The sequence below is a fragment of the Serratia sp. K-E0102 genome, assembly GCF_029962625.1.
Classification (GTDB): Bacteria; Pseudomonadota; Gammaproteobacteria; order Enterobacterales; family Enterobacteriaceae; genus Serratia; species Serratia sarumanii.
The window spans coordinates 4,689,427-4,707,213 of sequence record NZ_CP124754.1 but is presented as its reverse complement, the minus strand read 5'-3'; the positions used below and the strand labels follow the sequence as shown (position 1 = coordinate 4,707,213).

The 17,787-nt window shown below is 51.8% G+C and carries 34 protein-coding genes; 32 read left to right on the top strand and 2 right to left on the bottom strand.

The genetic code is table 11. The annotated features are described in order from the left end of the window. The first annotated feature begins 31 nt into the window (after window positions 1-31). From bfr to SSARUM2_RS22180, 32 genes are all read left to right on the top strand, one after another. A complete protein-coding gene (bfr, locus tag SSARUM2_RS22335; RefSeq protein ID WP_033636255.1) occupies window positions 32-511 on the top strand; it encodes a bacterioferritin in 480 nt (159 codons plus the stop codon). 379 nt (window positions 512-890) lie between these two features. After that, the gene (gene rpsJ, locus SSARUM2_RS22330) at window positions 891-1,202 is read left to right on the top strand and encodes a 30S ribosomal protein S10 (RefSeq protein WP_001181005.1); all 312 of its coding nucleotides are present in this window, start codon (window positions 891-893) and stop codon (window positions 1,200-1,202) included. A gap of 32 nt (window positions 1,203-1,234) precedes the next feature. After that, on the top strand, window positions 1,235-1,864 hold the full coding sequence (gene rplC, locus SSARUM2_RS22325; protein WP_015379265.1) for a 50S ribosomal protein L3: 630 nt from the start codon (window positions 1,235-1,237) through the stop codon (window positions 1,862-1,864). Between the two features lie 10 nt (window positions 1,865-1,874). Then, window positions 1,875-2,480, top strand: coding sequence for a 50S ribosomal protein L4 (rplD, locus tag SSARUM2_RS22320; protein ID WP_004929779.1), 606 nt, complete (start codon window positions 1,875-1,877; stop codon window positions 2,478-2,480). Next, window positions 2,477-2,779 (top strand): 50S ribosomal protein L23, encoded by a 303-nt coding sequence (rplW, locus tag SSARUM2_RS22315; RefSeq protein WP_004951179.1) that lies wholly within the window; start codon window positions 2,477-2,479, stop codon window positions 2,777-2,779. Before rplD ends, rplW begins: the two co-directional genes overlap by 4 nt. 18 nt (window positions 2,780-2,797) lie before the next feature. Beyond that, window positions 2,798-3,622 (top strand): 50S ribosomal protein L2, encoded by an 825-nt coding sequence (gene rplB / locus SSARUM2_RS22310; protein WP_004929775.1) that lies wholly within the window; start codon window positions 2,798-2,800, stop codon window positions 3,620-3,622. A gap of 14 nt (window positions 3,623-3,636) precedes the next feature. Further along, window positions 3,637-3,915, top strand: coding sequence for a 30S ribosomal protein S19 (gene rpsS / locus SSARUM2_RS22305; RefSeq protein WP_004929772.1), 279 nt, complete (start codon window positions 3,637-3,639; stop codon window positions 3,913-3,915). 14 nt (window positions 3,916-3,929) lie between these two features. Then, window positions 3,930-4,262 carry a 50S ribosomal protein L22 gene (gene rplV, locus SSARUM2_RS22300; protein ID WP_002223844.1) on the top strand — a complete coding sequence of 111 codons (333 nt, stop codon included), beginning with the start codon at window positions 3,930-3,932 and terminating at the stop codon, window positions 4,260-4,262. Window positions 4,263-4,279: 17 nt separating this feature from the next. Continuing rightward, window positions 4,280-4,978 (top strand): 30S ribosomal protein S3, encoded by a 699-nt coding sequence (gene rpsC, locus SSARUM2_RS22295; protein WP_004929766.1) that lies wholly within the window; start codon window positions 4,280-4,282, stop codon window positions 4,976-4,978. A gap of 12 nt (window positions 4,979-4,990) precedes the next feature. After that, window positions 4,991-5,401 carry a 50S ribosomal protein L16 gene (gene rplP / locus SSARUM2_RS22290; RefSeq protein ID WP_004929764.1) on the top strand — a complete coding sequence of 137 codons (411 nt, stop codon included), beginning with the start codon at window positions 4,991-4,993 and terminating at the stop codon, window positions 5,399-5,401. After that, window positions 5,401-5,592, top strand: coding sequence for a 50S ribosomal protein L29 (gene rpmC, locus SSARUM2_RS22285; RefSeq protein ID WP_004929762.1), 192 nt, complete (start codon window positions 5,401-5,403; stop codon window positions 5,590-5,592). The genes rplP and rpmC overlap by 1 nt, the downstream gene beginning before the upstream one ends. Continuing rightward, a complete protein-coding gene (gene rpsQ, locus SSARUM2_RS22280) occupies window positions 5,593-5,847 on the top strand; it encodes a 30S ribosomal protein S17 (protein WP_004929760.1) in 255 nt (84 codons plus the stop codon). A gap of 172 nt (window positions 5,848-6,019) precedes the next feature. Further along, on the top strand, window positions 6,020-6,391 hold the full coding sequence (gene rplN / locus SSARUM2_RS22275; protein WP_000613954.1) for a 50S ribosomal protein L14: 372 nt from the start codon (window positions 6,020-6,022) through the stop codon (window positions 6,389-6,391). A gap of 9 nt (window positions 6,392-6,400) precedes the next feature. Continuing rightward, a complete protein-coding gene (gene rplX / locus SSARUM2_RS22270; RefSeq protein WP_004929758.1) occupies window positions 6,401-6,715 on the top strand; it encodes a 50S ribosomal protein L24 in 315 nt (104 codons plus the stop codon). Window positions 6,716-6,729: 14 nt separating this feature from the next. After that, window positions 6,730-7,269 (top strand): 50S ribosomal protein L5, encoded by a 540-nt coding sequence (gene rplE, locus SSARUM2_RS22265; RefSeq protein WP_033636253.1) that lies wholly within the window; start codon window positions 6,730-6,732, stop codon window positions 7,267-7,269. Window positions 7,270-7,282: 13 nt separating this feature from the next. Further along, window positions 7,283-7,588 (top strand): 30S ribosomal protein S14, encoded by a 306-nt coding sequence (gene rpsN / locus SSARUM2_RS22260; RefSeq protein WP_004929754.1) that lies wholly within the window; start codon window positions 7,283-7,285, stop codon window positions 7,586-7,588. A 30-nt stretch (window positions 7,589-7,618) separates the two neighbouring features. Next, window positions 7,619-8,011 carry a 30S ribosomal protein S8 gene (gene rpsH, locus SSARUM2_RS22255; protein ID WP_004929753.1) on the top strand — a complete coding sequence of 131 codons (393 nt, stop codon included), beginning with the start codon at window positions 7,619-7,621 and terminating at the stop codon, window positions 8,009-8,011. A gap of 14 nt (window positions 8,012-8,025) precedes the next feature. Beyond that, window positions 8,026-8,559, top strand: a complete 534-nt coding sequence (gene rplF, locus SSARUM2_RS22250) for a 50S ribosomal protein L6 (RefSeq protein WP_004929751.1) — start codon at window positions 8,026-8,028, stop codon at window positions 8,557-8,559. A 9-nt stretch (window positions 8,560-8,568) separates the two neighbouring features. After that, window positions 8,569-8,922 carry a 50S ribosomal protein L18 gene (gene rplR, locus SSARUM2_RS22245; protein ID WP_004929748.1) on the top strand — a complete coding sequence of 118 codons (354 nt, stop codon included), beginning with the start codon at window positions 8,569-8,571 and terminating at the stop codon, window positions 8,920-8,922. 14 nt (window positions 8,923-8,936) lie between these two features. Beyond that, entirely contained in the window at window positions 8,937-9,437 is a 501-nt protein-coding gene (gene rpsE, locus SSARUM2_RS22240) for a 30S ribosomal protein S5 (RefSeq protein WP_004929747.1), read from the top strand. 6 nt (window positions 9,438-9,443) lie between these two features. After that, a complete protein-coding gene (rpmD, locus tag SSARUM2_RS22235) occupies window positions 9,444-9,623 on the top strand; it encodes a 50S ribosomal protein L30 (protein WP_048232028.1) in 180 nt (59 codons plus the stop codon). 3 nt (window positions 9,624-9,626) lie between these two features. Continuing rightward, entirely contained in the window at window positions 9,627-10,061 is a 435-nt protein-coding gene (rplO, locus tag SSARUM2_RS22230) for a 50S ribosomal protein L15 (protein WP_004929742.1), read from the top strand. Between the two features lie 7 nt (window positions 10,062-10,068). Next, a complete protein-coding gene (gene secY / locus SSARUM2_RS22225) occupies window positions 10,069-11,400 on the top strand; it encodes a preprotein translocase subunit SecY (protein WP_004929740.1) in 1,332 nt (443 codons plus the stop codon). Between the two features lie 33 nt (window positions 11,401-11,433). Then, complete coding sequence (rpmJ, locus tag SSARUM2_RS22220; RefSeq protein ID WP_002227352.1) at window positions 11,434-11,550, top strand: 50S ribosomal protein L36; 117 nt, start codon at window positions 11,434-11,436, stop codon at window positions 11,548-11,550. 148 nt (window positions 11,551-11,698) lie between these two features. Continuing rightward, a complete protein-coding gene (gene rpsM / locus SSARUM2_RS22215; protein WP_004929734.1) occupies window positions 11,699-12,055 on the top strand; it encodes a 30S ribosomal protein S13 in 357 nt (118 codons plus the stop codon). A gap of 16 nt (window positions 12,056-12,071) precedes the next feature. After that, the gene (gene rpsK, locus SSARUM2_RS22210) at window positions 12,072-12,461 is read left to right on the top strand and encodes a 30S ribosomal protein S11 (protein WP_004929731.1); all 390 of its coding nucleotides are present in this window, start codon (window positions 12,072-12,074) and stop codon (window positions 12,459-12,461) included. Window positions 12,462-12,491: 30 nt separating this feature from the next. After that, on the top strand, window positions 12,492-13,112 hold the full coding sequence (gene rpsD, locus SSARUM2_RS22205) for a 30S ribosomal protein S4 (RefSeq protein ID WP_004929729.1): 621 nt from the start codon (window positions 12,492-12,494) through the stop codon (window positions 13,110-13,112). 25 nt (window positions 13,113-13,137) lie between these two features. Further along, complete coding sequence (gene rpoA / locus SSARUM2_RS22200; RefSeq protein WP_002919219.1) at window positions 13,138-14,127, top strand: DNA-directed RNA polymerase subunit alpha; 990 nt, start codon at window positions 13,138-13,140, stop codon at window positions 14,125-14,127. Between the two features lie 40 nt (window positions 14,128-14,167). Next, window positions 14,168-14,557 carry a 50S ribosomal protein L17 gene (gene rplQ, locus SSARUM2_RS22195; protein WP_004929726.1) on the top strand — a complete coding sequence of 130 codons (390 nt, stop codon included), beginning with the start codon at window positions 14,168-14,170 and terminating at the stop codon, window positions 14,555-14,557. 148 nt (window positions 14,558-14,705) lie between these two features. Next, window positions 14,706-15,080, top strand: coding sequence for a DUF1992 domain-containing protein (locus tag SSARUM2_RS22190; RefSeq protein ID WP_033636252.1), 375 nt, complete (start codon window positions 14,706-14,708; stop codon window positions 15,078-15,080). After that, window positions 15,080-15,511 (top strand): Zn(2+)-responsive transcriptional regulator, encoded by a 432-nt coding sequence (gene zntR, locus SSARUM2_RS22185; protein WP_033636251.1) that lies wholly within the window; start codon window positions 15,080-15,082, stop codon window positions 15,509-15,511. Before SSARUM2_RS22190 ends, zntR begins: the two co-directional genes overlap by 1 nt. 75 nt (window positions 15,512-15,586) lie before the next feature. Further along, window positions 15,587-15,793: an alternative ribosome-rescue factor A gene (locus SSARUM2_RS22180; RefSeq protein ID WP_033639242.1), complete on the top strand. Its 207-nt coding sequence runs from the start codon at window positions 15,587-15,589 to the stop codon at window positions 15,791-15,793. A gap of 58 nt (window positions 15,794-15,851) precedes the next feature. On the opposite strand, the gene mscL is transcribed toward SSARUM2_RS22180, so the two are convergent. Further along, window positions 15,852-16,268, bottom strand: a complete 417-nt coding sequence (mscL, locus tag SSARUM2_RS22175; RefSeq protein ID WP_025304493.1) for a large-conductance mechanosensitive channel protein MscL — start codon at window positions 16,266-16,268, stop codon at window positions 15,852-15,854. Between the two features lie 137 nt (window positions 16,269-16,405). Then, window positions 16,406-17,782, bottom strand: coding sequence for a Trk system potassium transporter TrkA (trkA, locus tag SSARUM2_RS22170; RefSeq protein ID WP_033636248.1), 1,377 nt, complete (start codon window positions 17,780-17,782; stop codon window positions 16,406-16,408). Window positions 17,783-17,787: the final 5 nt, after the last annotated feature.

The window sequence follows — 17,787 nt, the reverse complement described above, 5'->3', positions numbered from 1 at the left end:
CACTTTTAGAACTGGCCAGGAGGAATTACCTATGAAAGGCGATAAAAAGATCATTGCTCACCTCAACAAGCTGCTCGGTAACGAGCTGGTTGCCATCAATCAATATTTCCTGCACGCCCGCATGTTCAAGAATTGGGGGTTAATGCGCCTCAACGACAAGGAGTACCACGAGTCGATCGACGAAATGAAACATGCCGATCGCTACATCGAGCGTATCCTGTTCCTGGAAGGGATCCCGAACCTGCAAGATCTCGGCAAGCTGAACATCGGCGAAGACATTGAAGAGATGCTGCGTTCCGATTTGGCGCTGGAGCTGGCGGGTGCCAAAAACCTGCGCGAAGGTATCGCCTATGCCGACTCGATCCACGATTACGTCAGCCGCGATTTAATGATCGACATCCTGGCCGATGAAGAAGAGCATATCGACTGGCTGGAAACCGAGCTGGATCTGATCGCTCGCCTCGGTATTCAAAACTATGCCCAGGCCCAGGTTCTAGAGCGCAAAGAGTAAACCTGCCTTCTGTTCGTCATCGTTTCTCCTGCCGGCAACCGTTTTTACGGTGGGGCAGGGGAGCGTCCCTACCAAGCATAATTCATACCCTGTTTGCCGCCTTCATCTCGCGACTGCATCTGAACGCGCAAAAATGACGATTTCCTGAGCATATTTCCAACTGCGGCTTGCTTCCTCGGCCATTTTGCGTATAATGCGCGGGCTTACCTAATCTTGGTAAGCCTGATTTTAGCGAATCAGTCGATTGGCAGGCCTTTTTTGCCTCTCGAACAATACTCCCGATATGGGGGTTATATGTTGACGATTACACTCCCCCATCAATCGAAATGGGTGTGAGGAGTAATTATTTACGTTTATAAATAATTGGAGCTCTGGTCTCATGCAGAACCAAAGAATCCGTATCCGCCTGAAAGCGTTTGATCATCGTCTGATCGATCAATCAACCGCGGAAATCGTCGAGACTGCAAAGCGCACTGGTGCGCAAGTCCGTGGTCCGATCCCGCTGCCAACTCGCAAAGAGCGCTTTACCGTTCTGATTTCTCCGCACGTCAACAAAGACGCGCGCGATCAGTACGAGATTCGCACTCACAAGCGTCTGGTTGACATCGTTGAGCCAACCGAGAAAACCGTTGATGCTCTGATGCGTCTGGATCTGGCTGCCGGTGTAGACGTGCAGATCAGCCTGGGTTAATCAGGTCATTGAGCGATTGAGAGGTTGAAACAATGATTGGTTTAGTCGGTAAAAAAGTGGGTATGACCCGTATCTTCACTGAAGATGGCGTTTCTATCCCAGTAACCGTAATTGAAATTGAAGCGAACCGCGTGACTCAGGTTAAAAGCCTGGACACCGACGGTTACCGTGCCGTTCAGGTTACCACCGGTAGCAAAAAAGCTAACCGTGTAACCAAGCCGGAAGCGGGCCATTTCGCTAAAGCTGGCGTTGAAGCTGGCCGTGGTCTGTGGGAATTCCGCCTGGAAGAAGGTCAAGAATTCGCTGCAGGTCAGGAAATTAGCGTAGAAATCTTCGCTGACGTTAAAAAAGTCGATGTTACCGGTACTTCTAAAGGTAAAGGTTTTGCTGGCACTGTTAAGCGCTGGAACTTCCGTACCCAAGACGCTACCCACGGTAACTCCTTGTCTCACCGCGTTCCGGGTTCTATCGGTCAGAACCAGACTCCGGGCAAAGTGTTCAAAGGCAAGAAAATGGCTGGCCACCTGGGTGATGAGCGCGTAACCGTTCAGAGCCTGGACGTAGTACGTGTTGACGCTGAGCGCAACCTGCTGCTGGTTAAGGGTGCTGTACCGGGCGCAACCGGTGGCAACCTGATCGTTAAACCAGCTGTGAAGGCGTAAGGGGATAGCAATGGAATTAGTATTGAAAGACGCGCAAAGCGCGCTGACTGTTTCCGAAACTACCTTCGGTCGTGATTTCAACGAAGCGCTGGTACACCAGGTTGTTGTTGCTTATGCAGCAGGTGCCCGTCAAGGTACCCGTGCTCAGAAGACCCGTGCTGAAGTAACTGGTTCCGGCAAAAAGCCATGGCGTCAGAAAGGCACCGGCCGTGCGCGTTCAGGTTCTGTAAAGAGCCCGATCTGGCGTTCAGGCGGCGTGACCTTTGCTGCTAAGCCACAGGACCACAGTCAGAAAGTAAACAAAAAGATGTACCGCGGCGCGCTGAAAAGCATCCTGTCCGAACTGGTACGTCAAGATCGTCTGATCGTTGTCGAGAAGTTCTCTGTAGAAGCGCCTAAAACTAAGCTGCTGGCACAGAAACTGAAAGATATGGCTCTGGAAGACGTGCTGATCGTGACCGGTGAACTGGATGAGAATCTGTTCCTGGCAGCTCGTAACCTGTACAAGGTTGACGTGCGCGATGTAGCAGGTATCGATCCGGTTAGCCTGATCGCCTTCGACAAAGTGGTTATGACTGCTGATGCTGTGAAGCAAGTTGAGGAGATGCTGGCATGATCCGTGAAGAACGTTTGCTGAAAGTGCTGCGTGCACCGCACGTATCTGAAAAAGCATCCGCTGCGATGGAAAAAAGCAACACCATCGTTCTCAAAGTTGCCAAAGACGCGACCAAAGCAGAAATCAAAGCTGCAGTGCAGAAACTGTTTGAAGTCGAAGTCGAAGACGTGAACACCCTGGTAGTTAAAGGGAAAGTGAAGCGTCACGGTCAGCGTGTTGGTCGTCGTAGCGACTGGAAAAAAGCTTACGTCACCCTGAAAGAAGGCCAGAATCTGGACTTCATCGGCGGCGCAGAGTAAGTCGGAGGAGTAAGAACAATGGCAATTGTTAAATGTAAACCTACATCTCCGGGTCGTCGCCACGTTGTTAAAGTGGTTAACCCTGAGCTGCACAAGGGTAAACCTTATGCCCCGCTGCTGGAAAAACTGAGCAAAAGCGGTGGTCGTAACAACAATGGCCGTATCACCACCCGTCATATCGGTGGTGGCCACAAGCAACATTATCGTCTGGTTGACTTCAAGCGCAACAAAGACGGTATCCCTGCTGTGGTTGAGCGTCTGGAGTACGATCCGAACCGTTCCGCGAACATCGCGCTGGTTCTGTACAAAGACGGCGAACGCCGTTACATCCTGGCGCCGAAAGGCCTGAAAGCTGGTGACCAGATTCAATCTGGCGTTGATGCTGCAATCAAAGCGGGTAACACCCTGCCGATGCGCAACATTCCAGTTGGTTCAACGGTTCACAACGTAGAAATGAAACCAGGTAAAGGCGGCCAGATGGCTCGCTCCGCTGGTGCCTACGTTCAGATCGTTGCTCGTGATGGTTCCTACGTAACTCTGCGTCTGCGCTCCGGCGAAATGCGTAAAGTTCCAGCTGATTGCCGCGCCACCCTGGGTGAAGTCGGTAACGCTGAACACATGCTTCGCGTTCTGGGTAAAGCAGGTGCTGCACGTTGGCGTGGTGTTCGTCCTACCGTTCGCGGTACGGCGATGAACCCGGTAGATCACCCGCACGGTGGTGGTGAAGGTCGTAACTTTGGTAAGCACCCGGTAACTCCGTGGGGCGTTCAGACCAAAGGTAAGAAGACCCGTAGCAACAAGCGTACTGATAAGTTCATCGTACGTCGCCGTAGCAAAAAATAATTAGAGGATAAGCCATGCCACGTTCTCTCAAGAAAGGTCCTTTTATTGACCTGCACTTGCTGAAGAAGGTAGAGAAAGCGGTGGAAAGCGGTGACAAGAAGCCTTTGCGCACTTGGTCCCGTCGTTCAACGATCTTTCCTAACATGATCGGTTTGACCATCGCTGTCCATAATGGTCGTCAGCACGTACCAGTGTTCGTTTCCGATGAAATGGTCGGTCACAAACTGGGTGAATTCGCGCCGACTCGTACTTATCGCGGCCATGCGGCTGATAAAAAAGCTAAAAAGCGCTAAGGTAGGAGGAAGAGATGGAAACTATCGCTAAACATCGCCACGCTCGTTCTTCTGCTCAGAAGGTTCGCCTTGTTGCTGACCTGATTCGCGGTAAGAAAGTGTCGCAAGCTCTGGAAACTCTGACCTACACCAACAAGAAAGCTGCTGGTCTGGTTAAGAAAGTGCTGGAGTCTGCCATTGCTAACGCAGAACACAACGATGGCGCTGACATCGATGATCTGAAAGTTACGAAAATCTTCGTAGACGAAGGCCCAAGCATGAAGCGCATTATGCCGCGTGCAAAAGGTCGTGCAGATCGCATCCTGAAGCGCACCAGCCACATTACTGTGGTTGTGTCCGATCGCTGAGACTCTGGAGACTAGCAATGGGTCAGAAAGTACATCCTAATGGTATTCGCCTGGGTATTGTCAAACCTTGGAACTCTACTTGGTATGCGAATACCAAAGAATTCGCTGACAACCTGGACAGCGACTTTAAAGTTCGTCAATTCCTGACTAAGGAACTGTCGAAAGCTTCCGTTTCTCGCATCGTTATCGAGCGTCCTGCGAAGAGCATCCGTGTGACCATTCACACTGCTCGCCCAGGCATCGTTATCGGCAAGAAAGGTGAAGACGTCGAAAAACTGCGCAAGGTCGTAGCGGACATCGCTGGCGTTCCTGCACAGATCAACATCGCCGAAGTCCGTAAACCGGAACTCGACGCTAAATTGGTTGCTGACAGCATCACTTCTCAGCTGGAACGTCGCGTGATGTTCCGTCGTGCTATGAAGCGTGCAGTACAGAACGCAATGCGTCTTGGCGCTAAAGGTATCAAAGTTGAAGTAAGCGGCCGTCTTGGCGGCGCTGAAATCGCACGTACCGAATGGTACCGCGAAGGTCGTGTTCCATTGCACACTCTGCGTGCGGACATCGACTACAACACATCTGAAGCGCACACCACTTATGGTGTAATCGGCGTTAAGGTATGGATCTTCAAAGGTGAGATCCTGGGTGGTATGGCTGCAGTTGAACAACCGGAACCGGCTGCTCAACCTAAAAAGCAGCAGCGTAAAGGCCGCAAGTAAGGAGAGTCGCTGATGTTACAACCAAAGCGTACAAAATTCCGTAAGGTGCACAAGGGCCGCAACCGTGGTCTGGCGCAAGGTACGGATGTTAGCTTCGGCACTTTCGGTCTGAAAGCTGTTGGCCGTGGCCGTCTGACTGCTCGTCAAATCGAAGCAGCTCGTCGTGCAATGACTCGTGCAGTTAAGCGTCAAGGCAAGATCTGGATCCGTGTATTCCCGGACAAACCGATCACCGAGAAGCCGCTGGAAGTGCGTATGGGTAAAGGTAAGGGTAACGTGGAGTATTGGGTTGCCCTGATCCAGCCTGGTAAGGTCCTGTACGAAATGGACGGCGTGCCAGAAGAGGTTGCCCGCGAGGCATTCAAACTGGCAGCAGCGAAACTGCCGATCAAAACCACCTTTGTAACTAAGACGGTGATGTAATGAAAGCACAAGAGCTGCGTGAAAAAAGCGTTGAAGAGCTGAATGCCGAGCTGCTCAACCTGCTGCGTGAGCAATTCAACTTGCGCATGCAGGCGGCCAGTGGCCAGCTGCAACAAACTCACCTGTTGAAACAAGTGCGTCGTGACGTCGCACGCGTTAAGACTTTACTGACTCAAAAGGCGGGTGTGTAAATGACTGAAGTTATCCGTACCCTGCAGGGTCGTGTTGTTAGCGATAAAATGGAGAAATCCATCGTTGTTGCTATCGAACGTACTGTGAAGCACCCGATCTACGGGAAATTCATCAAACGTACGACCAAGCTGCACGTACATGACGAGAACAACGAATGTGGTACCGGCGACGTGGTGGAAATCCGCGAATGCCGCCCACTGTCCAAGACCAAGTCCTGGACGCTGGTTCGCGTTGTAGAGAAAGCGATTCTGTAATAGAGTAGCTGGCTCTCACTTAATAAACGGCTCAGAAAATGAGCCGTTTATTTTTTCTACCCATACCAAGTAAGCGGTGTTATAATGCTGCGCCCTCGGTTATGGGGCTTTTCAACGGCCTAATTTTTACTTGGGTCTTTAAAGTAGTAGTTGACATTAGCGGAGCACTAAAATGATCCAAGAACAGACTATGCTGAACGTCGCCGACAACTCCGGTGCACGTCGCGTAATGTGTATCAAGGTTCTAGGTGGCTCGCACCGTCGCTACGCAGGCGTCGGCGACATCATCAAAATTACCATCAAGGAAGCAATTCCTCGCGGTAAGGTGAAGAAAGGCGATGTTCTGAAGGCGGTAGTGGTGCGCACCAAGAAGGGTGTACGTCGCCCGGACGGTTCTGTCATTCGCTTCGATGGCAATGCATGCGTTATTTTGAACAATAACAGCGAGCAGCCAATCGGTACGCGTATTTTTGGGCCGGTAACTCGTGAACTGCGTAATGAGAAGTTCATGAAAATTATCTCTCTGGCACCAGAAGTACTCTAAGGAGCGAACATGGCAGCGAAGATCCGTCGTGATGACGAAGTTATCGTGATTACCGGGAAAGACAAAGGTAAGCGCGGTAAAGTAAAAAATGTCCTGTCTGCTGGCAAGGTCATTGTTGAAGGCATCAACCTGGTTAAGAAACACCAGAAGCCGGTTCCGGCTCTGAACCAACCAGGCGGCATTGTTGAAAAAGAAGCTGCAATTCAGGTTTCTAACATTGCTATCTTCAACGCGGCTACCGGCAAGGCTGACCGTGTAGGCTTTAGATTCGAAGACGGCAAAAAAGTCCGTTTCTTCAAATCTAACAGCGAAACTATCAAGTAATTTGGAGTAATACGATGGCGAAACTGCATGATTACTACAAAGACGAGGTAGTCAAACAACTGATGTCTCAGTTTGATTACAACTCTGTCATGCAAGTCCCTCGGGTCGAGAAGATCACCCTGAACATGGGTGTTGGTGAAGCGATTGCTGACAAGAAACTGCTGGATAACGCCGCAGCGGACCTGACAGCTATCTCCGGTCAAAAACCGTTGATCACCAAAGCCCGCAAATCTGTTGCAGGCTTCAAAATCCGTCAGGGCTATCCGATCGGCTGTAAAGTAACTCTGCGTGGCGAACGCATGTGGGAGTTCCTTGAGCGCCTGATCTCCATTGCTGTTCCACGTATCCGTGACTTCCGTGGCCTGTCCGCCAAGTCATTCGATGGCCGTGGCAACTACAGCATGGGCGTGCGTGAGCAAATCATCTTCCCAGAAATCGACTACGACAAAGTCGATCGCGTTCGTGGTTTGGATATTACCATTACCACTACTGCGAAATCTGATGATGAAGGCCGCGCGCTGCTGGCTGCTTTTAACTTCCCGTTCCGCAAGTAAGGCAGGGTTACTGATGGCTAAGCAATCAATGAAAGCACGCGAAGTCAAGCGCGTGAAATTAGCTGACAAGTTCTTTGCAAAACGCGCTGAACTGAAAGCTATTATCTCTGATGTGAACGCATCCGATGAAGATCGTTGGAATGCCGTTCTCAAGCTGCAAACTCTGCCGCGTGATTCCAGCCCGTCTCGTCAGCGTAAACGCTGCCGCCAAACTGGCCGTCCACATGGTTATGTGGGCAAATTCGGGTTGAGCCGTATTAAGCTTCGTGAAGCCGCTATGCGCGGTGAAGTACCAGGCTTGAAAAAGGCTAGCTGGTAATTACCAATTGAATCACGGGAGTAAAGACAGATGAGCATGCAAGATCCGATCGCGGATATGCTGACCCGTATCCGTAACGGTCAAGCCGCGAACAAAGTTGCGGTCACCATGCCTTCCTCCAAGCTGAAAGTGGCAATTGCCAACGTGCTGAAGGAAGAAGGTTTTATTGAAGATTTCAAAATCGAAGGCGACGCCAAGCCTGTTCTGGAACTGGTACTGAAGTACTTCCAGGGCAAAGCTGTGGTAGAAAGCATTCAACGTATCAGCCGTCCAGGTCTGCGCATCTACAAGAAAAAAGATGAGCTGCCAAAAGTTATGGCCGGTTTGGGTATCGCTGTTGTTTCTACCTCTAAAGGTGTTATGACCGATCGTGCAGCTCGCCAGGCTGGTCTTGGTGGCGAGATTATCTGCTACGTAGCTTAATTCGGGAGGAAAGAATGTCTCGTGTTGCAAAAGCACCCGTCGTCATTCCTGCCGGCGTAGAGGTAAAACTCAACGGTCAGGTTATTTCGATTAAGGGTAAAAACGGCGAGTTGACTCGTACTATCCACGACGCCGTTGAAGTGAAGCAAGAAGCTAACGCACTGACTTTCGCTCCGCGCGAAGGTTTTGCTAACGCATGGGCTCAAGCGGGTACCACGCGCGCTCTGCTGAACGCAATGGTTGTTGGTGTTACCGAAGGCTTCACCAAAAAGCTTCAACTGGTAGGTGTTGGTTATCGTGCTGCCGTTAAAGGCAACGTGGTGAATTTGGCCCTGGGCTTCTCTCACCCTATCGATCACCAGCTGCCGGCAGGTATCACTGCTGAATGCCCAAGCCAAACTGAAATCGTGCTGAAAGGCGCTGATAAGCAGGTAATTGGCCAGGTAGCAGCAGATCTGCGTGCTTACCGTCGTCCTGAGCCTTACAAAGGCAAAGGTGTTCGTTACGCCGACGAAGTCGTGCGTACCAAAGAGGCTAAGAAGAAGTAAGGTAACACTATGGATAAGAAATCTGCTCGTATCCGTCGTGCGACCCGCGCACGCCGCAAGCTCCAAGAGCTGGGTGCAACCCGCCTGGTGGTACATCGTACCCCGCGTCACATTTACGCACAGGTGATTGCTCCAAACGGTTCTGAAGTACTGGTAGCCGCTTCTACTTTAGAAAAAGCTATCGCGGAGCAACTGAAGTATTCCGGTAACAAAGACGCAGCAGCAGCCGTAGGTAAAGCTCTGGCTGAGCGCGCGTTGGAAAAAGGGATTGCGAAAGTATCCTTTGACCGTTCCGGTTTCCAATATCATGGTCGAGTCCAGGCACTGGCAGATGCTGCCCGTGAAGCTGGCCTTCAGTTCTAAGGAAGAGGTTTAAGATGGCTCACATCGAAAAACAAGCTGGCGAACTGCAGGAAAAGCTGATCGCGGTAAACCGCGTATCTAAAACCGTAAAAGGTGGCCGTATTTTCAGCTTTACCGCACTGACTGTAGTTGGTGATGGTAACGGTCGCGTTGGTTTTGGCTACGGCAAAGCACGCGAAGTTCCAGCAGCGATCCAGAAAGCGATGGAAAAAGCCCGTCGCAACATGATGAACGTCGCGCTGAACAGCGGCACCCTGCAGCACCCTGTTAAGGGCGCTCACACGGGTTCTCGCGTGTTCATGCAGCCTGCTCATGAAGGTACCGGTATCATCGCGGGCGGTGCAATGCGCGCCGTTCTCGAAGTTGCTGGGGTGCACAACGTATTGGCTAAAGCTTATGGTTCCACCAACCCGATCAACGTGGTTCGTGCAACTATCGACGCTCTGGCGAATATGAAGTCTCCTGAAATGGTCGCTGCTAAGCGTGGTAAATCCGTTGCCGACATTCTGGGGTAATTGACCATGGCTAAGACTATTAAAGTTACACAAACTCGCAGCTCAATTGGCCGTCTGCCGAAGCATAAAGCTACTCTGCTCGGTCTGGGTCTGCGTCGTATTGGTCACACCGTAGAGCGCGAGGATACTCCTGCTGTTCGCGGTATGGTCAACCTGGTTTCCTACATGGTTAAAGTTGAGGAGTAACAGATGCGTTTAAATACTCTGTCTCCGGCTGAAGGTGCCAAGCATGCGCCTAAGCGTGTAGGTCGTGGTATTGGTTCTGGCCTGGGTAAAACCGGCGGCCGTGGTCACAAAGGTCAGAAGTCTCGTTCTGGCGGTGGCGTACGTCGTGGTTTCGAAGGTGGTCAGATGCCTCTGTACCGTCGTCTGCCGAAATTCGGCTTCACTTCACGCAAAGCGATGATCACGGCAGAAGTTCGTCTGTCTGAACTGGCTCTGGTTGAAGGCGATGTTATCGACCTGAACGCGCTGAAAGCCGCTAACGTAGTTGGTGTCCAGATCGAATTCGCGAAAGTTGTACTTTCTGGCGAAGTCGCTCGTCCGGTAACCCTGCGTGGTCTGCGTGTCACCAAAGGCGCTCGTGCTGCTATCGAGGCTGCTGGCGGTAAAATTGAGGAATAAGTAGCAGATGGCTAAGCAACCAGGATTAGATTTTCAAAGTGCTAAAGGCGGGCTCGGCGAGCTGAAGCGCAGACTTTTGTTTGTCATCGGCGCGCTGATTGTCTTCCGCATCGGCTCTTTCATTCCGATTCCTGGTATCGATGCCACTGTGCTTGCCAAATTGCTTGAGCAGCAGAGAGGCACTATCATTGAAATGTTTAACATGTTCTCTGGTGGTGCCCTCAGCCGTGCTTCTATCTTTGCTCTGGGGATCATGCCGTATATCTCGGCGTCGATCATTATCCAGCTGCTGACGGTGGTTCATCCAGCGTTGGCGGAAATCAAGAAAGAAGGGGAGGCTGGCCGTCGCAAGATTAGCCAGTACACCCGTTACGGTACGCTGGTATTGGCCATATTCCAGTCGATCGGTATTGCTACCGGTCTGCCGAATATGCCTGGTATGCAGGGCCTGGTGTTAAATCCAGGCTTTGCATTCTACTTTACTGCGGTTGTGAGCCTGGTAACCGGGACAATGTTCCTGATGTGGCTGGGTGAGCAGATTACTGAACGCGGTATCGGCAACGGTATCTCGATCATTATCTTCGCGGGTATTGTAGCGGGGCTCCCGCCGGCAGTGGCCCATACTATCGAGCAAGCGCGGCAAGGCGACCTGCACTTCCTCCTGCTGCTGTTGGTTGCAGTATTGGTGTTTGCAGTAACCTTCTTCGTTGTTTTCATCGAGCGTGGTCAACGTCGTATCGTCGTTAACTATGCGAAGCGTCAACAAGGTCGTCGTGTTTATGCAGCACAGAGCACACATTTACCGTTGAAAGTGAACATGGCGGGTGTTATCCCGGCGATTTTCGCTTCCAGCATTATTCTGTTCCCGGCCACGATTGCATCATGGTTTGGGGGCGGTACCGGTTGGAACTGGCTGACTACGATTTCGCTGTATTTGCAGCCAGGGCAACCGCTTTATGTGTTACTCTATGCGTCTGCAATCATCTTCTTCTGTTTCTTCTACACGGCGTTGGTCTTCAACCCGCGTGAGACAGCAGATAACCTGAAGAAGTCCGGTGCCTTCGTACCAGGAATTCGTCCGGGAGAGCAAACGGCGAAGTATATCGATAAAGTAATGACGCGTTTAACCCTGGTGGGCGCGATGTACATTACTTTCATCTGCCTGATCCCGGAGTTCATGCGTGATGCAATGAAAGTACCATTCTACTTTGGTGGTACCTCGCTACTGATCGTGGTTGTCGTCATCATGGACTTTATGGCTCAAGTGCAAACTCTGATGATGTCAAGTCAGTACGAGTCTGCATTGAAGAAAGCAAATCTGAAAGGCTATAACCGCTAGTCAGATTCGTTTGAGAAGTTACGGAGAGTAAAAATGAAAGTTCGTGCTTCCGTCAAGAAATTATGTCGTAACTGCAAAATCGTTAAGCGTAACGGTGTCGTTCGTGTGATTTGCAGCGCCGAGCCGAAGCATAAACAGCGTCAAGGCTGATTATCTCGCATATTTTTCTTGCAAAGTTGGGTTGAGCTGGCTAGATTAGCCAGCCAATCTTTTGTATGTCGCACTGCAACACTATTTGAGTATCCTGAAAACGGGCTTTTCAGAATGGTGTTGCTGTATAAAATAGTAGGAGTGCATAGTGGCCCGTATAGCAGGCATTAACATTCCTGATCATAAACATACCGTTATCGCCTTAACGTCGATCTTCGGTATCGGTAAAACCCGTTCACAGGCTATCTGTGCATCCACGGGTATTGCTGAAAATGTTAAGATCAGTGAGCTGTCTGAAGAGCAAATCGAAAAGCTTCGTGATGCAGTTGCCAAATACACCGTTGAGGGTGATTTGCGTCGTGAAATTACCCTGAGCATCAAGCGTCTTATGGACCTTGGTTGCTATCGTGGTTTGCGTCATCGTCGTGGTCTGCCGGTACGCGGTCAGCGCACCAAGACCAACGCTCGTACCCGTAAGGGTCCGCGCAAGCCGATCAAGAAATAATCGGGGTTATTGAATAATGGCAAAGGCACCTGTTCGTACACGTAAGCGTGTAAGAAAGCAAGTCTCTGACGGCGTGGCTCATATCCATGCTTCTTTCAACAACACCATCGTTACCATCACTGATCGTCAGGGTAATGCTTTGGGTTGGGCAACAGCCGGTGGTTCCGGTTTCCGTGGTTCTCGTAAGTCCACTCCGTTCGCAGCACAGGTTGCAGCAGAACGTTGTGCTGACGCAGTAAAAGAATACGGTATCAAGAACCTGGAAGTTATGGTTAAAGGACCTGGTCCTGGTCGTGAGTCTACTATCCGCGCTCTGAACGCGGCTGGTTTCCGCATCACTAACATTACTGATGTGACTCCGATCCCTCATAACGGTTGTCGTCCGCCGAAAAAGCGCCGCGTGTAACGCAGCTTTTAGGATTGTTGGAGAAAGAAAATGGCAAGATATTTGGGTCCTAAGCTCAAGCTGAGCCGTCGTGAGGGCACAGACCTGTTCCTTAAGTCTGGCGTTCGCGCGATCGATTCCAAGTGTAAAATTGAACAAGCACCTGGTCAGCACGGTGCGCGTAAACCGCGTCTGTCTGATTACGGTGTTCAGTTGCGTGAGAAGCAGAAAGTTCGCCGTATGTACGGCATTCTGGAGCGTCAATTCCGTAACTATTACAAAGAAGCAACCCGCCTGAAGGGCAACACCGGTGAAAACCTGTTGCAGCTGCTGGAAGGTCGTCTGGACAACGTTGTTTACCGTATGGGCTTCGGCGCTACTCGTGCAGAGTCACGTCAGCTGGTTAGCCACAAAGCAGTTATGGTAAACGGTCGCGTTGTTAACATCGCTTCTTATCAGGTATCTCCGAATGACGTAGTCAGCATCCGCGAGAAAGCTAAAAAGCAGTCTCGTGTTAAAGCTTCTCTGGAGCTGGCTGAGCAGCGTGAAAAGCCGACTTGGCTGGAAGTTGATGCTGCTAAGATGGAAGGCGTGTTCAAGCGTATGCCTGAACGTACCGATCTGTCTGCGGACATTAACGAACACCTGATCGTCGAGCTTTACTCCAAGTAAAGCTTAGTACCAAAGAGAGGACACAATGCAGGGTTCTGTGACAGAGTTTCTAAAACCGCGCCTGGTAGATATCGAGCAAGTCAGTTCGACGCACGCCAAGGTGACCCTTGAGCCTTTAGAGCGTGGCTTTGGCCATACTCTTGGCAACGCACTGCGCCGTATTCTGCTTTCATCTATGCCGGGTTGCGCGGTGACCGAGGTTGAGATTGATGGTGTACTGCATGAGTACAGCACCAAAGAAGGCGTACAGGAAGATATCCTGGAGATCCTGCTCAACCTGAAAGGGCTGGCGGTGAGAGTTCAAGGCAAAGACGAAGTTATTCTTACCCTGAATAAATCTGGCATTGGCCCTGTGACCGCTGCCGACATCACCCATGATGGTGATGTCGAAATCGTCAAGCCTCAGCACGTGATCTGCCACCTGACTGATGAGAACGCGGCTATCAGCATGCGTATCAAAGTTCAGCGCGGTCGCGGTTATGTGCCGGCTTCTGCCCGAATTCATTCGGAAGAAGATGAGCGCCCAATCGGTCGTCTGTTGGTTGACGCCTGCTACAGCCCTGTAGAGCGTATCGCCTACAATGTTGAAGCTGCGCGTGTAGAACAGCGTACTGACTTGGATAAGCTGGTCATCGAGATGGAGACCAATGGCACGATCGATCCTGAAGAGGCGATCCGCCGTGCGGCCACCATTCTGGCTGAACAACTTGAAGCTTTCGTTGACCTGCGTGATGTACGTCAGCCGGAAGTTAAAGAAGAGAAACCGGAATTCGATCCGATCTTGCTGCGCCCTGTTGACGATCTGGAATTGACTGTCCGCTCTGCTAACTGCCTCAAGGCAGAAGCTATCCACTACATCGGTGATCTGGTACAGCGTACCGAGGTTGAGTTGCTGAAAACGCCAAACCTGGGTAAAAAATCTCTTACCGAGATTAAAGACGTGCTGGCCTCACGTGGTCTGTCTCTGGGCATGCGCCTGGAAAACTGGCCGCCGGCAAGCATTGCTGACGAGTAACCGGATCACAGGTTAAGGTTTTACTGAGAAGGATAAGGTCATGCGCCATCGTAAGAGTGGTCGTCAACTGAACCGTAACAGCAGCCATCGCCAGGCTATGTTCCGTAACATGGCCGGCTCTTTGGTTCGTCATGAGATCATCAAGACGACCCTGCCAAAAGCAAAAGAGCTGCGTCGCGTTGTTGAGCCGCTGATTACTCTTGCCAAGACCGACAGCGTAGCTAATCGTCGTCTGGCATTCGCCCGTACTCGTGATAACGAGATCGTGGCAAAACTGTTTAACGAGCTAGGCCCGCGTTTCGCGAGCCGTGCCGGTGGTTACACTCGCATTCTGAAGTGTGGCTTCCGCGCAGGCGACAACGCGCCGATGGCATACATCGAGCTGGTTGATCGTGCTGAGTCTCAAGCAGAAGTAGCAACTGCAGAGTAATCTGTAGACGCGTAAAAAAACCGGGCTTGCCCGGTTTTTTTACGTCCAAACCCAGCCGAATGTGCGTAATTCCCCCGCTGCGCTTAAGATCCCCGCCCCTATCCGCTATGCTAAGGCTTAATCATTAGGCTAACCGAGGCTGTCTTTCATGGGGCTGCTCGATCAATGGGCGGAACGCCATATCCTTGATGCCCAGGATAAAGGCGAGTTCGACAATCTGCCCGGCCAGGGTCAACCGTTGGCGCTGGAAGATGACAGCGCGGTGCCGGCTGAACTGCGCGCCGGTTACCGTTTGCTGAAAAATGCCGGTTACCTGCCGCCGGAGCTGGAAGATCGCAAAGAGGCGTTGACCGTTGCTCGTTTGCTGCAAGGGATTAACAGTGAGCATCAGGACTATGTCGAACTCAGCAAACGCATGGCGCTGCTGGAGCATCGGTTGCGTCAGGCTGGGATGAGTACGGATTTCTTGCATGGTGAATATCAGCGTGCATTGGACGGCAAATTCACCCGGGAGGAGAAGTAATGTTCAAGATAGGTCAGTTGGCCAAGCTTGCCGAAGTGACGCCGGATACCGTGCGTTACTATGAAAAGCAGGGCATGATGGATCACAATGTCCGCACCGAAGGTGGTTATCGGCTCTACACCGAGCAGGATCTGCAGCGGCTGCGCTTCATTCGCTATGCCAAGCAGCTGGGATTTACTCTGGAAACGATCGCTGAGCTGCTGTCGATCCGCGTCGATCCTGAACATCATACCTGCCAGGAGTCGAAGTCGATCGTCGATGCGCGCCTGAGCGAAGTGGAAAGTAAGTTGGCGGAGCTGACTCGCATGCGCGAATCGCTGAAGCGGCTGAGTGATGCCTGCTGCGGCACTGCCCATACCAGCAATTATTGTTCTATTCTGGAAGCCTTGGAACAGGGCGCCAGCGATGAAAAAGGCAAAAAAGGTTGCTGACGGCACTTTAATTTTTATACCGCCGGCAGTATTATCGCCCCGTTTTATCACCACACCTTTTACAGGAGCATTATCATGACGAAATATCGTCACACTAAAGGTCAGATTCAAGATAACGCCATTGAGGCGCTGCTGCATGATCCGCTATTCCGTCAACGAGTAGAAAAGAATGTGAAAGGCAAAGGCAGCTATCGGCGTAAAGAAAAACACAACAAAGGCGGTAACTGGGAGGCCAGTGGTAAACTATCAAGCGATAATTTACCACTGGCCTTCTGGTTTTAAGGCATTAAAAAAGCCACCTTCGTCAGGTGGCTTTTTATTGGCATAACCAAACGCTGTTTTACAGTTTTGGCTGCTGTTGCTGGCTCAGCAGGTCACGGATTTCCGTCAGCAGTTTCTCCTCTGCGGTAGGTGCTGGCGGCGCTGCCGGCGCTTCTTCCTGCTTGCGGCGCATTTTGTTCATCAATTTAATTGCCAGGAAGATGGCGAAGGCGACAATCACGAAGTCGAATACGGTTTGAATGAATGAACCGTAGTTCATTACCACCGCCGGTACGGCGCCCTGAGCTTCACGTAATACCAGATGGAATTGTTTAAAGTCGACGCCGCCGATCAGTAACCCCAGTGGTGGCATGATGATATCGGCCACGAAGGACGAAACAATCTTGCCGAATGCGGCACCGATAATCACACCGACGGCCAGATCGACCACGTTGCCACGCATGGCAAATTCGCGAAACTCTTTCAACATACTCATAGAACGCACCCCTTGCAGAATTAATAACTCAAGTTTAACAAAGCAATTTCCCTTTGCCACAAAAGGAGAGAAGTTTTATCTCCTCCCAAGGCAGAGAACAACTACGCGATTATAGACCATCGCCTAATAAATTTGTTCTACAAGAAGAACGGGCTCGGTTGGAACAGGCGTTCAACGTCCGGCACGAATTTCTTGTCGGTAATAAACATGATGACGTGATCGCCCTGTTCGATTTTGCTGTTGCCGTTGGCGATGATCACGTCGTCACCACGTACGATCGCGCCGATGGTGGTGCCCGGTGGCAGCTTGATGTCTTCGACGATGCGGCCGACCACTTTGGACGTGCTTTCATCGCCGTGGGCAATCGCTTCGATCGCTTCCGCCACGCCGCGACGCAGCGACGAGACGCTGACGATATCCGCTTTGCGCACGTGCCCCAACAGGGCGGAGATGGTCGCCTGCTGCGGCGAAATGGCGATATCGATCACGCTGCCCTGCACCAGGTCGACATAGGCGCGGCGCTGGATCAAGACCATCACCTTCTTGGCGCCCATGCGCTTGGCCAGCATGGCGGACATGATGTTGGCCTCATCGTCGTTGGTGATGGCGATGAAGACATCCACCTGTTCGACGTGCTCTTCGGCCAGCAGCTCCTGGTCGGAGGCATCGCCGTAGAACACGATGGTATCGTGCAACTGCTCGGCCAGTTCGGCGGCGCGTTGCTGGTTCCGCTCGATCAGTTTGACGTTGTAGTCTTTTTCCAGCTTGGCGGCCAGGCCGGCGCCGACGTTGCCGCCGCCGACGATCATGATGCGCTTATAGGGTTTTTCCAGCCGCTGCAGTTCGCTCATCACCGCGCGGATGTGCTGTGATGCGGCGACGAAGAAGACTTCATCACCGGCTTCGATAATGGTCGAGCCTTGCGGACGTATTGGTCTGTCCTGGCGGAAAATAGCGGCGACGCGGGTGTCGATATGCGGCATGTGTTCGCGCATCGAAGAGAGCGCATTGCCGACCAGCGGGCCGCCGTAATAGGCTTTAACCGCAGCGATGCTGACCTTGCCTTCGGCGAAGTTGACCACCTGCAGCGCGCCGGGGTATTCAATCAGCTTGTAGATATAGTCGATGACCAGCTGCTCCGGTGAAATCAGATGGTCGATCGGCACCGCTTCCGGCAGGAACAGTTTCTCCGACTCGCGGATATATTCCGGCGCGCGGATACGGGCGATGCGGTTGGGGGTATTGAACAGAGAATAGGCGATCTGGCAGGCAACCATGTTGGTTTCGTCGGAGTTGGTGACGGCGACCAGCATGTCAGCGTCTTCCGCGCCGGCTTCGCGCAGCACCCGAGGGTGAGAGCCGTGCCCCTGAACCACCCGCAGATCGAATTTATCCTGCAGCTGACGCAGCCGGCCGGAATCGGTATCGACGACGGTGATATCGTTGTTTTCACCCACCAGGTTTTCTGCCAGCGTCCCGCCAACCTGACCGGCACCAAGAATAATTATTTTCATCGTGT

Coding starts and splice junctions, on each gene's coding strand:
- bfr (WP_033636255.1), top strand. CDS start 32: ATGAAAGGCGATAAAAAGATCATTGCTCACCTCAACAAGCTGCTCGGT.
- rpsJ (WP_001181005.1), top strand. CDS start 891: ATGCAGAACCAAAGAATCCGTATCCGCCTGAAAGCGTTTGATCATCGT.
- rplC (WP_015379265.1), top strand. CDS start 1,235: ATGATTGGTTTAGTCGGTAAAAAAGTGGGTATGACCCGTATCTTCACT.
- rplD (WP_004929779.1), top strand. CDS start 1,875: ATGGAATTAGTATTGAAAGACGCGCAAAGCGCGCTGACTGTTTCCGAA.
- rplW (WP_004951179.1), top strand. CDS start 2,477: ATGATCCGTGAAGAACGTTTGCTGAAAGTGCTGCGTGCACCGCACGTA.
- rplB (WP_004929775.1), top strand. CDS start 2,798: ATGGCAATTGTTAAATGTAAACCTACATCTCCGGGTCGTCGCCACGTT.
- rpsS (WP_004929772.1), top strand. CDS start 3,637: ATGCCACGTTCTCTCAAGAAAGGTCCTTTTATTGACCTGCACTTGCTG.
- rplV (WP_002223844.1), top strand. CDS start 3,930: ATGGAAACTATCGCTAAACATCGCCACGCTCGTTCTTCTGCTCAGAAG.
- rpsC (WP_004929766.1), top strand. CDS start 4,280: ATGGGTCAGAAAGTACATCCTAATGGTATTCGCCTGGGTATTGTCAAA.
- rplP (WP_004929764.1), top strand. CDS start 4,991: ATGTTACAACCAAAGCGTACAAAATTCCGTAAGGTGCACAAGGGCCGC.
- rpmC (WP_004929762.1), top strand. CDS start 5,401: ATGAAAGCACAAGAGCTGCGTGAAAAAAGCGTTGAAGAGCTGAATGCC.
- rpsQ (WP_004929760.1), top strand. CDS start 5,593: ATGACTGAAGTTATCCGTACCCTGCAGGGTCGTGTTGTTAGCGATAAA.
- rplN (WP_000613954.1), top strand. CDS start 6,020: ATGATCCAAGAACAGACTATGCTGAACGTCGCCGACAACTCCGGTGCA.
- rplX (WP_004929758.1), top strand. CDS start 6,401: ATGGCAGCGAAGATCCGTCGTGATGACGAAGTTATCGTGATTACCGGG.
- rplE (WP_033636253.1), top strand. CDS start 6,730: ATGGCGAAACTGCATGATTACTACAAAGACGAGGTAGTCAAACAACTG.
- rpsN (WP_004929754.1), top strand. CDS start 7,283: ATGGCTAAGCAATCAATGAAAGCACGCGAAGTCAAGCGCGTGAAATTA.
- rpsH (WP_004929753.1), top strand. CDS start 7,619: ATGAGCATGCAAGATCCGATCGCGGATATGCTGACCCGTATCCGTAAC.
- rplF (WP_004929751.1), top strand. CDS start 8,026: ATGTCTCGTGTTGCAAAAGCACCCGTCGTCATTCCTGCCGGCGTAGAG.
- rplR (WP_004929748.1), top strand. CDS start 8,569: ATGGATAAGAAATCTGCTCGTATCCGTCGTGCGACCCGCGCACGCCGC.
- rpsE (WP_004929747.1), top strand. CDS start 8,937: ATGGCTCACATCGAAAAACAAGCTGGCGAACTGCAGGAAAAGCTGATC.
- rpmD (WP_048232028.1), top strand. CDS start 9,444: ATGGCTAAGACTATTAAAGTTACACAAACTCGCAGCTCAATTGGCCGT.
- rplO (WP_004929742.1), top strand. CDS start 9,627: ATGCGTTTAAATACTCTGTCTCCGGCTGAAGGTGCCAAGCATGCGCCT.
- secY (WP_004929740.1), top strand. CDS start 10,069: ATGGCTAAGCAACCAGGATTAGATTTTCAAAGTGCTAAAGGCGGGCTC.
- rpmJ (WP_002227352.1), top strand. CDS start 11,434: ATGAAAGTTCGTGCTTCCGTCAAGAAATTATGTCGTAACTGCAAAATC.
- rpsK (WP_004929731.1), top strand. CDS start 12,072: ATGGCAAAGGCACCTGTTCGTACACGTAAGCGTGTAAGAAAGCAAGTC.
- rpsD (WP_004929729.1), top strand. CDS start 12,492: ATGGCAAGATATTTGGGTCCTAAGCTCAAGCTGAGCCGTCGTGAGGGC.
- rpoA (WP_002919219.1), top strand. CDS start 13,138: ATGCAGGGTTCTGTGACAGAGTTTCTAAAACCGCGCCTGGTAGATATC.
- rplQ (WP_004929726.1), top strand. CDS start 14,168: ATGCGCCATCGTAAGAGTGGTCGTCAACTGAACCGTAACAGCAGCCAT.
- SSARUM2_RS22190 (WP_033636252.1), top strand. CDS start 14,706: ATGGGGCTGCTCGATCAATGGGCGGAACGCCATATCCTTGATGCCCAG.
- zntR (WP_033636251.1), top strand. CDS start 15,080: ATGTTCAAGATAGGTCAGTTGGCCAAGCTTGCCGAAGTGACGCCGGAT.
- SSARUM2_RS22180 (WP_033639242.1), top strand. CDS start 15,587: ATGACGAAATATCGTCACACTAAAGGTCAGATTCAAGATAACGCCATT.
- mscL (WP_025304493.1), bottom strand. CDS start 16,268: ATGAGTATGTTGAAAGAGTTTCGCGAATTTGCCATGCGTGGCAACGTG.
- trkA (WP_033636248.1), bottom strand. CDS start 17,782: ATGAAAATAATTATTCTTGGTGCCGGTCAGGTTGGCGGGACGCTGGCA.